We start from the raw sequence: 13,316 nt of genomic DNA, 5'->3' as shown, positions 1-13,316 counted from the left end.
GGATCCCCCTCAAACGATGTCGAAGTTGGCCATCATGGCCATGTCCTCGTGTTCGAGATTGTGGCAGTGCAGCATGTAACGCCCGCGGTGCCCGGTGAAGTCGACCAATACCTGGACCGTCTCGTACGGCCGCACGTCCACCGTGTCCTTCCACCCCGCGTCACCGGGTTCGGGGCCGCCGGCACCACGCGACAGCACCTGGAAGTGCCCCATGTGCACGTGGACGGGGTGATGGAAGTCGCTGGTGAACCGCCACAGCTCGACCGTGCCCTCCCGGACCGAACACATCGTGGCGGCTGGATCGTACGGCTGATCGTTGATCGTCCAGCGACCCCCGCCGAACCGGAAGTCGAATCGCCTCTCGGCCACCGCCCGCGTCCGGTCGAGGGTTTCCAGGGTGGTGAGGGTGACCGGGATGCGGGTGTCGTCGGGCGCCGGGCCGGTGATCACGAAACGCATGACGTCGGCGGTCGGCCCCTCACCGAGGGTGTTGGCCATGGTGACCTCGGTCCCGGCCGGCAGGCCGGTGAAGTCGGCGATGACGTCGACCCGCTCACCCGGCGCGAGCAGCACGTCCTCCCGAGGCAGGGGTGCTGCTAGCAGGCCGGCGTCGCTGCCGATCTGGGTGATCGTCCCGGCCGACAGTGACAGTCGGTAGCGGCGGGCGTTGGAACCGTTGACCAGACGCAACCGGTAGCGGACGGCGGCCGCCTCGGTGCGCGGCCACGGGGCGCCGTTGACCAGGATGACGTCGCCGAAGATGCCGGCGTGGAACATGCCGTCGGCGCCCGGATGGGTCATGTCGCGCTGCGGATACTTCAGCGAGCCGTCGGCGGCGAACGACCTGTCGCAGATCATCAGTGGCAGGTCCCGGTCGTCGCGGGGCAGCGGTAGCGCGGACTCGATCTCGTCGGTGATCAGAAACAGTCCGGCCAGGCCGCGCCACACCTGAGGGCCGGTGAAGTCCATCCGGTGGTCGTGGTACCAGAGCGTGGCCGCCCGCTGGGTGATCGGATAGGTGTAGTCACGGGTGGTGTCGTGATGGCGGCCGGTGGCGCTGTGGTGCCCGGGCGGGGCGGGGGAGTAGCCGGCCGGCAGGATCAGGTCGGTGGGGAAGCCGTCCGACTCGGCCGGGGTGACGCCGCCGTGCAGGTGCGTCGACGTCGGCACGGGCAGTTCGTTGCGGACGGTCACCACCGTCCACCGCCCCTTGCGGGCTCGGAACGTGGGACCGGGAAGACTCCGTCGTACCCCCAGATCTCGGTTTTGATCCCGGGGATCAGCTCGGCCTGCGCGACCCGCTGGGTGACCAGGTAGTGATCGGTGTCGGCGGTGACCTTGACCGGGCGGGCGACCGGCGGGATCGGCAGTTTCGCCTGGAACCGCTCCGGCCGGAGCTCGCCGGCCAGCAGTTCGCCGGTGCCGGGGCCGTCGACCGGCCTGGTGCAGCCGGCCAGCGTGGCGGCGCCGGCCAGGGTGAGGACACCGCGCCGGGAGACCCTCATGCCGTCACCCGCCGCGGCCGGTAGCCGCATGACCACCAGACGAACGCGCCGGTCAGGGCCAGGATCGCGGCGCCCAGCGGGATGTGGAGACCGACCAGCCGGGCGAAGCCGACACCGACCTGGATCGCGATCATCCACCACAGGAGGACGCTGAGCAGAATCGGCCACCACGGGCCGCGGCCGGGGCGAAACAGCAGGACCGTCGAGAGACCCAGGAACATCGCGGTGACCGGGAGCAGAGTGCCGTTGACGCTGTGCGCGGTCAGGTAGCCGACGTGGCCGCTGATGAAACCGCCGGCCAGTGCGGCCTGCAGTAACACCTGCAGCAGAGTGATGATCGAGAACGCTCGGACCAGGGCTATCGGCCACCGGCGGGGCTGGATTGTGGACACACCAGAAGGCTATTTTCCAGGGAAAACGTCCGGATCCGGTGCGACCCCGGAGGGCCTCCTTAAGTTTTCCGGCGGGTCCGGTCGCCCTTCGAGGTATTCCTCCTCAGGGAAGACCCTGACCCCGCCCATCGAGGGATGGACGGGGTCAGTGGACCGGGTGGCTCAGCGGAACCGGCCGAGCGGCAGCTTGTCGAGGAACTGCTGCCAGCGGCTGCGCGAGCGGCGCGACTGGGCGTACTTCCGGCCGCCGATCACACCCGCGGCCGCGACTGCGGCGACGGCGAGCGCGGTCGCCGAGGACGCCACCGGCCGCTTGCGGACCGGCTCCACCGCGTCCTTGATCTTCTCCTGGGCGGTGGCGGTGTTCATGCCCGTGGTGCTGTCGAGTGTGGTCATCGTGATGCCTCCTGGCGTTGCCTGTCCGTCCACCCATCGATATGCCCGCCGCCGGCGTTCTTAATCCTCAAGGACGGAGCAGGGCCTTGATCGCGGCACGGTCGTCCATCGCCCGGTAGGCGTCGGCGGCCCGGTCCAGCGGTAGTGACAGGTCGAAGACGGCGCCCGGGTCGATGGTCCGCTCGGTGATCAGGTCCAGCAGGTCGGGCAGGAATCGGCGGACCGGGGCCGGGCCGCCGTGCAGGTGCACACCGGAGAAGAACAACTCCATGCCGGGCAGCTCCACGCCGTGTGTCACACCCACGTAGCCGACGTGACCGCCCGGGCGGGTCGAGCGGATGGCCTGCATCATCGACTCCTGGGTGCCCACCGCTTCGATCGTGCTGTGTGCCCCGTACCCACCGGTCATGTCCTTGATCTTGGCGACGCCCTCGTCGCCGCGCTCGGTGACGATGTCGGTGGCGCCGAAGTCCAGGGCCAGTTTCTGCCGGGACTCGTGGCGGCTCATCGCGATGATCCGCTCAGCGCCGAGCTGCTTCGCGGCCAGGACGCCGAGCAGGCCGACCGCGCCGTCGCCGACCACGGCGACCGTCTTGCCGGGGCCGGCCTCGGCCGCGACCGCGGCGAACCAGCCGGTGCCCAGCACGTCCGAGGCGGCCAGGAGCGACGGGATCAGATCGGCGTCCGGGACGTCGGTCGTGGCGACCAGGGTGCCGTCGGCCAGCGGGATCCGGGCGAACTCGGCCTGCGTGCCGGATTCGCCGACCGGCCGGGCGTGCGCGCAGCGCGACTGATAGCCGGCCCGGCAGATCTCGCAGGTGTTGTCGGAGGCGAAGAACGAGCCGACCACGAACTGCCCGGGCCGGACGGTACGGACGTCGCGGCCGACCTCCTCGACGATCCCGACGTACTCGTGGCCCATCGGGGTGGGCCCGTCGATCTCCTGAATGCCACGGTACGGCCACAGGTCGGAGCCGCAGACGCAGGTGGCGGTCAGCCTGATGATCGCGTCGGTGGGCGCGACGATCCGCGGGTCATCACGGTCCTCGACCCGGACGTCACCTGGAGCGTGCAGGACGACACCACGCATGATCGGTTCTCCCTCGAAACTCGTGTGGTCACGCCGTCCAGCACACCGCCGCCGCCCGTACCGGAGAAGTCCCTGCCGATGGGTGTACTCCCAGTACATCCCTGATCCGGGCGGGGAGTCGTACCGTCGGAAGCGTGGACAACCGGGCAGAGGTGCGTGACTTCCTCACCACGCGGCGGGCGAAGATCAGCCCCGAGCAGGCCGGCCTGCCGGTCTTCGGGCAGCGGCGGGTCGAAGGGCTGCGCCGCAGCGAGGTGGCGGCGCTGGCCGGGATGAGCGTGGAGTATTACGCGAAACTCGAACGCGGCGCGCTCGCCGGGGTGTCGGCCGGGGTGCTCGACGCCATCGCGCGGGCGCTTCAGCTCGACGAGGCCGAGCGGGCCCATCTGGTCAGCCTCGCCCACGAGGCGAACGGCAGCAACGCCATCCTGCGGCCGGCCCGCCGGACCAGGCAGTGGACGCTGCGGCCCAGTCTGCGCTGGTCACTGGAGGCCATCACGAGTCCGGCGATCCTGGCCAATCCCCGGCAGGACATGCTGGCGGCCAACCATCTGGGCCGGGCCATGTACAGCGATGCCTACGCCGATTCGACGGGTACGCCGAACTTCGCCCGATTCACGTTCCTGGACAGCGCGGCCCGCCGGTTCTACCCGGACTGGGAGCTGTTCGCCGACATGACCGTGGCGAACATCCGCACCGCGGCCGGTAAGAACCCGCACGACAAGGGCTTGCACGACCTGGTCGGGGAGCTGTCGACCCGCAGCGACGACTTCCGCCGCCGCTGGGGGTCGCACAACGTCCGCACCCATGCGACCGGGACCAAGCATTTCCGGCACCACGTGGTCGGCGACCTCACGCTGGCCTGGGAGAGCCTCGACCTGCGGGCCGAACCCGATCTGACCCTCACCGTCTACACCGCCGAGCCCGGCTCGCCGTCCGCCGAGGCGCTCGGGTTGCTCGCGTCGTGGGCGCTGCAGAGCGCGGATCAGGCCGCGCGGTAACGCATCACCTGGACACCGTCGGCCAGCACGGTGGTGCCCGTCGGGACGAATCGGTGCGGCTGGAAACCGGCCGCGGCCAGCGGGATGCCGCCGCCGGCGATCACCGGGTTCAGCTTGAGCACCAGCTCGTCGACGGCCGGGAGCAGCTGCCCGGCCAGGTTGCCGCCACCGGCCAGCCAGATGTCGCCGCCCGGCTGCTGCTTCAGCTTCTCGACGAAGGCGAGCGGGTCGTCGGCGACGACGTCGACCCCGTCCGACCCGGCGAGGGTACGGGAGAAGACGACCTGTTTCAGATGGGCGTAGGGACTGGTGATCCCGGCCTGTAACGCCGGCTCGTAGGTGTGGCGTCCTATCAGCACCGTGTCGAACACCCGGTTGGGCACGTCGACGCCGAGCGCCGCGCGCACGTGTGTGGGCAGCGTCTCCGGGAACTGCTCGACCATGAAACCGATCGACGCGTCCGGGGCGCCGAAGAACTCCCACGAACCGTCCGGCGCCGCGATGTAGCCGTCGATGCTGGCGGCCACGAAGTAGACGAGCTTTCGCATGGGAACCCCTAACCACTATGCCTGTAGTGGTTTAAAGTTACCTCATCATGCCGAGAAATCCAGACCGTCGACGGCTGCTCGCCGACGCGGGCCTCCGGGTCCTCGCCGGCTCCGGCGCTCGCGGGCTCACCCACCGGGCCGTCGACACCGAGGCCGGAGTGCCTGCCGGGACCGCGTCCAACTACTTCCGCTCCCGGGACGCGCTGCTCGGCGCCCTCGGTGAGCGGATCATGGAACGGTTCGCGCCGGACGCCGCCGTCGTGGCCGCGCTGTCCACCCGCCCACCCGGACGGGAGCTGTTCGTCGACTACCTGCGCTACATCGTCGAGCGGACCACCCGGGAGCCCGAGCTCACCCGGGCGCTCATCGAGCTGCGTCTGGAGGCGGCTCGTCGGCCCGGACTCGGCGAGATCCTCGGTGGCACCCTGCGGCAGGGGTATCACGACGACGTCGCGTTCCACGCCACCACCGGACTGCCCGGCGGCGCCTTCGAGATCGCCCTGCTGCACTACGCGCTCGACGGTCTGCTGCTGGACATGCTCGGAGCCTCGATCGGCGCCGACGCCGACCCCGACCGGGTGGTCGCCGCGTTCGTGGACCGTCTGATCATCTGGACCGACGCTTAGGCCGCGGAAAGTCACTGCTTGTGATCACATCAATTGCTGTCTATCCTCGCCAGGAAAGCGCTTTCCCCCCGCTTGAAGGCGCTGCCCAATCCCCAGATGAAGGTGAGAACCGCAATGAGAAGACCAGTCGCCCTACGGTGGTTGGCCGTCGGAGTGACGGTGACCGCGAGCGCCGCGATCACCCTCTCCCTGCCGCTGACCAACGCCATGGCAGCTGACAACCTGAGCCTCAGCGGCGGTGCCGACGGCTCCAGCAAGGCCAGCGGCACCAGCTACGGCAACGTCAAGGACGGCAACACCGGCACCTACTGGGCGCCGAACGCCACCACCGGCTACGTGTCGGTCAAGTGGAGCAGCGCCACGACGGTCTCCTCGGCCGTCATCAAGCAGGCCTCCGGCGGCGGCTCGATCAGCGCCTGGCGGGTGCTCAACGGCGACTCGGGCTCGCAGTTGGCCAGTGGCAGCGGCAGTCCGAGCACCATCAACTTCTCGTCGACCTCGTTGAAGAAGCTCACCTTTGAGATCACCAGCGCGTCCAGCGCGCCGCGGATCTCCGAGTTCGAGACGTACTCCAGCGGCGGCTCCACGCCGACGACCAGCCCCACCTCCGGGCCGACCAGCCCGACGCCGGGCCCGACCGGCGGCACCGGCACCCCGACCGGCGCCTGGCCGTCCTCGGCCGGCAACGTCTCGATCTCCGGCACGGTCAGCGTGTCCGGCACGTTCGACGGCGGCATGAAGACCTACTGCTGCATCGGCGACGGCTCGCAGAACGAGTCCCAGGACCCGATGTTCAAGATCGCCAACGGCGGCACCCTGCAGAACGTGATCATCGGATCCCCGGCCGGCGACGGCGTCCACTGTGAGGGCACCTGCACCATCCGCAACGTCTGGTGGAACGACATCGGCGAGGACGCGGCGACGTTCAAGGGCACCGGCGGCGGTACGAGCTACGTCATCGGTGGCGGCGCCCGCAACGGCAGCGACAAGACGTTCCAGCACAACGGCAACGGCACGGTCAGCATCTCCGGCTTCTACCTGAGCGGCTCCGGCAAGCTGTACCGTGGCTGCGGCAACTGCACCACGTCGTACCAGCGGCACGTGAAGATCGACAACGTGTTGGTCAACAACATCGACATGGTCGCGGGCATCAACAGCAACTGGGGCGACACCGCCACCATCACCCGGGTCACCGTCACCAACAGCTCGGACCTCACGGTCTGCGGCAAGTACCAGGGTGTGGCCAAGGGCAGTGAGCCCAAGTACCTCGGCGAGGGCTGGAACGACAGCAACTGCAAGGTCAAGGAAAGCGACATCACGTACAAGTAGTTCGTCACCGGCCGGGGCGTCCATCGCGAGGTGGGCGCCCCGTACAGCGAATTCGCAGTTTCTCGAGGGTGTGACGCGGTAATCGAGAGACTCATGATCGATGAGGAGATCTGTCCCGCCGACCCGTGGCAGGTCCGGGAGACACGCCTGCAGACCTCGCTGCTGGGTCCGATGGAGTCGGTGTTCGCGCTGGCCAACGGCTATCTGGGGCTGCGCGGAAACCTGGACGAGGGTGAGCCCTACGAGATCTCCGGCACCTACCTGAACTCGTTCCACGAACAGCGGCCGCTGCCGTACCCCGAAGGCGGCTACGGGTATCCGGAACAGGGCCAGACCGTCGTGAACGTGACCGACGGCAAGCTGATCCGGCTGATGGTCGACGACGAGCAGTTCCATATCGGGCGCGGCGTGCTGCACCGGCACGAGCGGGTCCTCGATCTGCGGGCCGGGATGCTGCGGCGCGAGGTCGAGTGGGAGTCACCGGCCGGGCGACGGGTGACCGTCCGCAGCCGCCGGATGGTGTCGTTCACCCAGCGTGCGGTGGCCGCGATCAGCTACGAGGTGGAAGCCGGTGAGCAGGAGGTGCGGATCACCGTGCAGTCCTGCCTGGCCGCCGACGAGGAGCAGGTCAAGGTCTCCGACGATCCGCGGGTGGCGGCCGCCCTCGGTGATCCGCTGCGGGCCGTCGAGCAGGACACCGAGCAGCACGGAGCGGTGCTGCTGCACCGTACCCGCCGAAGTGGTCTTCTCCTCGCCGCCGGCATGGACCACATCGTCGAGACCGCGGGCGACTACGAGGAGGAGACCGACGTCCGAGCGGACTGGGCGCGGACCACCGTGGTCACCGTCCTGCCGCCCGGCGGACGGCTGCGGATCGTCAAGTTCCTGGGGTACGGCTGGAGCACCTCCCGTTCCACCGAGGCCCTGCGCGACCAGGTGGCGGCCGCGCTGAACGGCGCCCGCCACACCGGTTGGGACGGTCTGGTCGCGGAACAGCGCGCCTACCTCGACGACTTCTGGGACGCCGCCGACGTGGCCATCGACGGTGACGCCGGTCTGCAGCAGGCGGTCCGGTTCGGTCTGTTCCACGTGCTGCAGGCGGGTGCCCGCACCGAGCGTCGTGCGATCCCGGGTAAGGGGCTGACCGGCCCGGGTTACGACGGGCACGCGTTCTGGGACACCGAGGGCTACGTGCTGCCGCTGCTGATGTACACGACTCCGCGGGCGGCCGCGGACGCTCTGCGCTGGCGGCACACCATCCTCCCGGCGGCCCGCGACCGGGCGCGGACGCTGGGGCTGGCGGGAGCGGCGTTCCCATGGCGGACCATCGACGGTCAGGAGTGTTCCGCTTACTGGCCGGCCGGCACGGCGGCGCTGCACCTGAACGCGGTGATCGCCCGCGCGGTCGACAGGTACCGGTTGGTCACCGGCGACGAGTCGCTGGAACGCGAGTGCGGCCTGGAGATCCTGGTCGAGACGGCCCGGCTGTGGGTGTCGCACGGGCACCACGACGCGGACGGGGTGTGGCATGTCGACGGGGTGACCGGCCCGGACGAGTACAGCGCGGTCGCCGACGACAACGTCTTCACCAACCTGATGGCGGCCCGGAACCTGCGGGCCGCGGCCGACGCCTGCCGCCGCCACCCGGAATCGGCCGAACGGCTGGGGGTGCGGCCGGAGGAGCCGGATGTGTGGCGGGCGTGTGCGCACGCCGTGCACGTCCCCTACGACGATCGGCTCGGTGTGCACTCCCAGTCGGAGGGTTTCACCAGGTACGCGCCGTGGGACTTCCCGGCGGAGCACCCGGGCGAGCCGCTGATGATGCACGCCCCGTACTTCCAGCTCTACCGGCGGCAGGTGTGCAAGCAAGCCGACCTGGTGCTGGCCATGCACTGGTGCCCGGACGCGTTCACCGACGAACAGAAGGCCCGCAACGTCGACTACTACGAACGGATCACCGTGCGTGACTCGTCGCTGTCGGCGTGCACCCAGGCGGTGATGTGCGCCGAGGTCGGCCATCTGGAGCTCGCCCACGACTACGCGTGGGAGGCCGCCATGGTCGACCTGCGCGACCTGCACGGCAACACCCGTGACGGTCTGCACATCGCGTCACTGGCCGGCTCCTGGTCGGCGGTCGTCGAAGGCTTCGGCGGTCTGCGTGAACGCGATCACGGCCCGGTGCTGTCGCTGGCGCCGCGACTGCCGACGGGCATCACCCGGTTGCGGTTCAACCTGCGGCACAGCGGCGTGCGCCTGGAGGTCGAGGCCGACCACGAGGCGGTCCGGCTGCGGCTCCGCGAGGGCGAGATGACCCTCATGCTGTACGGCGAACGCGTGACCGTGTCCACGGGAGAGGCGGTGACCCGCCCCGTGGTCCCTCTGCAACCGGCACTCCCCGCTCCCCGTCAACCGCCCGGTTACGCCCCGCACCGGCCGCGGGCGGGATAGCGTCCCGAGCCGCATGTCGGCAAACTGTCCGGCTCCGGTGGGCACAACGGGCATGTCGGCGGCTACCGTGCCTGTTGTGTCGATGTCCGCCCGGCTGCGCCTGCACGCCGCCCACCTGGACGAGTTGCGGGTCCGTCTGGGCCGGGTGCGGGCGGTGGTCCAGCGGTTCGAGAAGGACCAGACCGCTTTCGGGGCGTTGTGCGGCTGGGTCCTCACCGGACTGGGTGAACGCCATCTCCGCCACGACGAGCTGATCGCCTATGTGGAGGAGACGTTCGTCATCACCGTCGACGGGCTGCGTGGGGTGGCCGACGGACGGCAGAGCCTGGCCCAGTTCGTCGGCGAGCCGGACGACGGCCCCCGCTCGGCCACCGAGATCATCGACGGGGTGCTGGCCACCGTGGAGAGCCGCGAGTGGGTGGAGCCGCTGCTCGCCGAGGAGGCGCCGGTCGCCGAGTTCGCGATCCCACTCGACGACACCGAGGCCGCGGTCCGGGCCGGTGGGCTGGACGTGGCGATGGACCGGATCCCGCCGCTGCGCCGGATGGTCGACGACCTGGCCGGGATGCCCGAGGTGGTGGCCGAGCAGGCCCGGCTGTGGGCGGACATGGCCGGCGACCTGCGGGTCATCGGCGATGACCTGCGGCGCTGCCTGGACGCGGACTTCGCCGGCGAGGACGGCCCGGACGTGCGGGCCTACCTGACGCTGATGGGCAACAACGTCGAAGCGCTACGAGGGCTGGTCGCCACCTGTACCGCGATGACGGTGATCACCAAGGCCGCGGGGGACCTGATCCTGCTGGCCCGTGACATCGTTCGTGGCCTGATCGGTGACCTGGTGGCCCGGGTGAGCGGCTGGGTCGCCGACCCGGCGGTGGTGCCGCTGCCGGTGCTGGTGTCCCGGCTGGGCACCATGGTCGCGGCCACCTGGCGCATCGACGCCTACCTGACCGCCCTGGTGACCAGCATCGCGAACCTGTCCCGCAGCATCGACGGATAGGGTCGGATCATGAGCGGTGACTGGGTCCGGCACGTCATCTGGTGGCACGTCTACCCGCTGGGGTTCGTCGGTGCCGAGCCCGAGGCCGGTCCGGGGACCGGGGTCACGCACCGGCTCGGGCACCTGACCGAGTGGCTCGACCACCTGATCGGGCTGGGCTGCAACGGTCTGGCGCTGGGTCCGGTGTTCGCCTCCGGCACCCACGGCTACGACACCGTCGACTATCTGCGCGTCGATCCGCGGCTGGGTGACGACGGCGACTTCGACGCGCTGGTGGCGGCCTGCCGGGAGCGCGGCATCCGGATCCTGCTGGACGGGGTGTTCAACCACGCCGGCCGTGAGTTCCCGCCGGTGCGGGCCGCTCTCGACGGCAGCGGGCCGCGGGAGTGGGTGAGGTGGAGCGGAGAGTATCCGTACCTGTTCGAGGGCCACGACCGACTGATCACCCTGGACCACACGTCGCCGGTGGTGCGTGACTTCGTGGTCGACGTAATGTGCCACTGGCTGGAGCGCGGCGCCGACGGCTGGCGGCTGGACGCGGCCTACGCGGTCGACCCGGAGTTCTGGGCGGCCGTCCTGCCTCGGGTGCGCGAGCGGTTCCCGGAGGCCTGGTTCGTCGGCGAGATGATCCACGGCGACTACGGCGACTACGTGAAACGGTCGAGCCTGGACGCCGTCACCCAGTACGAACTGTGGAAGGCCGTCTGGTCGTCGCTGAACGACCGGAACCTGTTCGAGCTGGCCTGGGCACTGGACCGGCACCGGGCGTGGACCGCCGACTTCCTGCCGCTGACCTTCCTGGGCAACCACGACGTCACCCGGATCGCCAGTCGGCTCACCGATCCACGGCACCGGGGCCACGCCGCCGCGCTGCTGTTCTTCCTGCCCGGCGTGCCGAGCGTCTACTACGGCGACGAGTTCGGCTACCAGGGCGTCAAGGAGGACCGGCCGGGTGGCGACGACGCGGTCCGCCCGGCGATGCCGCCGGTCCCGGCCGGGGGCGGCGAGGAGTATCAACGTCTGATCGGCATCCGCCGCCGCGACTCGTGGCTGACCAGCGCCCGGATCAGCACCGACGGCCTCACCAACGAAACCGTGGCGATCATCGCCGAGGGTCCCGCCGGTCAGCGCCTGGCACTGCTGCTCAACCTGGCCGACAAGCCGTTCGGGTACGGCCACCACGACCCGGTCCCGCCTCATTCCTGGGCGATCGTCCCGGGTTGACGGCAGGCGGGAGCCGGATCTCGAAGGTGGCACCGGCCCCCTCGGCGCTCTCCGCCGACACCTCACCGCCGTGGTCGTGCACGATCTGCCGGACGATGGCCAGACCGAGCCCGCTGCCGCCGCTGCCACGGCCCCGGGACGGGTCGGCCCGCCACAGCCGGTCGAAGACGAACGGCAGATGCTCGGCGGCGATCCCGGTGCCGGTGTCGGTCACCCGCAGCACCGCCCGGTCCCCGTCGGTCGCCGCGGTCAGCGTGACCGTCCCGCCGGCCGGGGTGGCCCGCACCGCGTTGCGGACCAGGTTGCCGACCACCTGCCGGATCCGGTCCGGGTCCACGTCGGCGATCACCGGCCGGTCGGCGTCCACGACCAGGGCGACCTCGGCGGCGTCGGCGGCGGCCCGATGGGTGTTGCGGACGGTCCCGATCAGATCGGCCAGGTCGGTCGGTGACCGGTGGTAGATCAGCGCCCCCGCCTCGGCCAGCGCCAGCTCCTGGAGGTCACCGACGATCCGCTGGTTGAGGACGACCTCCTCGTGCAGCGACGCGAACAGGTCGGCGGTCGGCTCGACCACCCCGTCCTGCAGGGCCTCCAGATAGCCGCGGACGTTGGCCAGCGGATTGCGCAGCTCGTGCGCCACATCGGCGATCAGCCGCCGCTGGTCGTCCTGTGCGGCTCGCACCGAATCGGCCATCTGATTGAACGCGCGGGCCAGCTCACCCAGCTCGTCGCGGCCCTCGTCGGGCACCCGGCCGTCCCGGTCGCCGCTGCCCAGGCGCCGGGCGGCGGCGGTCAGCGTGCCGATCGGGCGCAGCACCCGGCGGCTGATCAGCAGCGCGCCGCCGGTGGCCAGGGCCGCGACCACGAGGGTGATCAGCAGGACCGGGCCGGCGTCCAGCGTACGTACCGGCTCATTGCCCGCACCGATGGTGAGCAGCAACGGCGCCGGAGCGATCTCGCCGGTGGCGATCTGCCGCCGGAAGGCGGCCCGCAGGCAGTCGGCCTGGACCGGACCGCACTGCCGCAGTTGTGCCAGGTCGTCGGCCCGCTGCCAGGGCGCCGGCCGGGCCGGACGGCACTCCTCGACCGCAGCGGTCTCGCCACCGTCGGCCAGCCCGTGCCGGTGCACGCCGTCCGGACCGGGGGTGACGATCAGTTCGTAGCCGTGCCGGTACAGGCAGGCGGCCAGCAACGTCTCGGTCCGGTAGGTGTCGATGGCGGCGAGCGTCGCCTGCCGCCCGTCGGCCCGGTCGGCGACGATCAGCTCGGGCAGCGGATCGACGAACACCGCGACCGATCCGGGCGGTCGCGCCACCCGGCGGTCCAGATGGTCGGTGTCGGCGACCACCATGCCGTACGGGTCGACGAGCCGCAGCCGCTGTCCGGTCATCCCGCGCAGCCGCCGCAGGGTCTGGTCCACGCCCTCCCAGGTGCCGTTGCGCAGCGCCTGCTCCCGCAGCTCCCGCTGGATCAGCTCGGTGGTCTCCCGGGACGCCGACGCCGCCTCACTGACCTGGTCGCGGGCCTGCCACCAGGTGAGTGCCACGGTCGTCCCGGTGGCACCGAGCGCGACCAGCGCCATCAGCACGAAGACCCGGATCCGGAAACTCACGGGGCACCCCGTTGCGGGGCCTCGTGGGTGGTCGGGATCTCGATCGGCACGCACCGATCCAAACATCGGCCCGCAGCGGGTGGCGTCACTCATCCGTGCACGCGGCACGATCTATGGACTTAAGCACGGACGGGCCGGTTCTGAC

At 70.5% G+C, this 13,316-nt stretch carries 13 protein-coding genes; 6 read left to right on the top strand and 7 right to left on the bottom strand.

Going from position 1 to position 13,316, the window contains the following annotated elements; genetic code table 11:
* Positions 1-9: 9 nt before the first annotated feature.
* The 5 genes from Q0Z83_RS25010 to Q0Z83_RS24990 form a co-directional block, all read right to left on the bottom strand.
* A complete protein-coding gene (locus tag Q0Z83_RS25010) occupies positions 10-1,257 on the bottom strand; it encodes a multicopper oxidase family protein (protein WP_317797128.1) in 1,248 nt (415 codons plus the stop codon).
* Positions 1,191-1,505, bottom strand: coding sequence for a hypothetical protein (locus tag Q0Z83_RS25005; RefSeq protein WP_317796421.1), 315 nt, complete (start codon positions 1,503-1,505; stop codon positions 1,191-1,193). The genes Q0Z83_RS25010 and Q0Z83_RS25005 overlap by 67 nt, the downstream gene beginning before the upstream one ends.
* On the bottom strand, positions 1,502-1,897 hold the full coding sequence (locus tag Q0Z83_RS25000) for a hypothetical protein (protein ID WP_317796420.1): 396 nt from the start codon (positions 1,895-1,897) through the stop codon (positions 1,502-1,504). Before Q0Z83_RS25000 ends, Q0Z83_RS25005 begins: the two co-directional genes overlap by 4 nt.
* A 162-nt stretch (positions 1,898-2,059) precedes the next feature.
* Positions 2,060-2,293, bottom strand: a complete 234-nt coding sequence (locus Q0Z83_RS24995; RefSeq protein ID WP_317796419.1) for a hypothetical protein — start codon at positions 2,291-2,293, stop codon at positions 2,060-2,062.
* A gap of 67 nt (positions 2,294-2,360) precedes the next feature.
* Complete coding sequence (locus Q0Z83_RS24990; protein ID WP_317796418.1) at positions 2,361-3,383, bottom strand: zinc-dependent alcohol dehydrogenase family protein; 1,023 nt, start codon at positions 3,381-3,383, stop codon at positions 2,361-2,363.
* A gap of 134 nt (positions 3,384-3,517) precedes the next feature.
* Between Q0Z83_RS24990 and Q0Z83_RS24985 the strand changes: the two genes are divergently transcribed.
* Positions 3,518-4,384, top strand: coding sequence for a helix-turn-helix transcriptional regulator (locus tag Q0Z83_RS24985; protein ID WP_317796417.1), 867 nt, complete (start codon positions 3,518-3,520; stop codon positions 4,382-4,384).
* Here Q0Z83_RS24985 and Q0Z83_RS24980 read toward each other — a convergent pair.
* The gene (locus tag Q0Z83_RS24980; protein ID WP_317796416.1) at positions 4,369-4,932 is read right to left on the bottom strand and encodes a dihydrofolate reductase family protein; all 564 of its coding nucleotides are present in this window, start codon (positions 4,930-4,932) and stop codon (positions 4,369-4,371) included. The genes Q0Z83_RS24985 and Q0Z83_RS24980 overlap by 16 nt on opposite strands.
* Before the next feature lie 47 nt (positions 4,933-4,979).
* On the opposite strand from Q0Z83_RS24980, the gene Q0Z83_RS24975 reads away from it, so the two are divergent.
* From Q0Z83_RS24975 to Q0Z83_RS24955, 5 genes are all read left to right on the top strand, one after another.
* A complete protein-coding gene (locus Q0Z83_RS24975) occupies positions 4,980-5,558 on the top strand; it encodes a TetR/AcrR family transcriptional regulator (RefSeq protein ID WP_317796415.1) in 579 nt (192 codons plus the stop codon).
* 114 nt (positions 5,559-5,672) lie between these two features.
* Positions 5,673-6,887 (top strand): pectate lyase, encoded by a 1,215-nt coding sequence (locus Q0Z83_RS24970; RefSeq protein ID WP_317796414.1) that lies wholly within the window; start codon positions 5,673-5,675, stop codon positions 6,885-6,887.
* 93 nt (positions 6,888-6,980) lie between these two features.
* A complete protein-coding gene (locus Q0Z83_RS24965; RefSeq protein ID WP_317796413.1) occupies positions 6,981-9,335 on the top strand; it encodes a glycoside hydrolase family 65 protein in 2,355 nt (784 codons plus the stop codon).
* Positions 9,336-9,411: 76 nt separating this feature from the next.
* Complete coding sequence (locus Q0Z83_RS24960) at positions 9,412-10,335, top strand: hypothetical protein (RefSeq protein ID WP_317796412.1); 924 nt, start codon at positions 9,412-9,414, stop codon at positions 10,333-10,335.
* 9 nt (positions 10,336-10,344) lie between these two features.
* Entirely contained in the window at positions 10,345-11,559 is a 1,215-nt protein-coding gene (locus Q0Z83_RS24955; protein WP_317796411.1) for an alpha-amylase family protein, read from the top strand.
* Here the strand turns inward: Q0Z83_RS24955 and Q0Z83_RS24950 are convergent.
* Positions 11,480-13,171, bottom strand: a complete 1,692-nt coding sequence (locus tag Q0Z83_RS24950; protein ID WP_317796410.1) for a sensor histidine kinase — start codon at positions 13,169-13,171, stop codon at positions 11,480-11,482. The genes Q0Z83_RS24955 and Q0Z83_RS24950 overlap by 80 nt on opposite strands.
* Positions 13,172-13,316: the final 145 nt, after the last annotated feature.

The sequence above is a fragment of the Actinoplanes sichuanensis genome (assembly GCF_033097365.1).
Lineage (GTDB): Bacteria > Actinomycetota > Actinomycetes > Mycobacteriales > Micromonosporaceae > Actinoplanes > Actinoplanes sichuanensis.
Note: the sequence above shows the minus strand (reverse complement) of the source record. Positions and strands in the feature narration are given on the sequence as shown.